We start from the raw sequence: 219 nt of genomic DNA, 5'->3' as shown, positions 1-219 counted from the left end.
GCATCGAGGCGGCGAGCATCCTCTCCGGCGACAACTGGGTCGTGGCCGACTACGGCAAGAAGCAGGACCTGTCGTTCGACTTCATCAAGCAGCTCAGCACGCCCAAGGCGCAGCTCGAGTACTACAAGCTCTTCGGCAACCTGCCGACGAACTCCGACGCCGCGGCCGAACTCGCGGCGGCGAACCCCCAGCTCAAGCCGATCATCGACGCCGGCAAGC

The 219-nt window shown here is 65.3% G+C and carries 1 protein-coding gene; it reads left to right on the top strand.

Annotated features, from left to right (window positions below; genetic code table 11):
* A partial coding sequence (locus tag BIV03_RS17525; protein WP_139202062.1) for an extracellular solute-binding protein occupies positions 1-219 on the top strand: 219 nt, incomplete at both ends.

Source organism: Curtobacterium sp. MCBA15_016, assembly GCF_001865105.1.
Classification (GTDB): Bacteria; Actinomycetota; Actinomycetes; order Actinomycetales; family Microbacteriaceae; genus Curtobacterium.
Note: the sequence above shows the minus strand (reverse complement) of the source record. Positions and strands in the feature narration are given on the sequence as shown.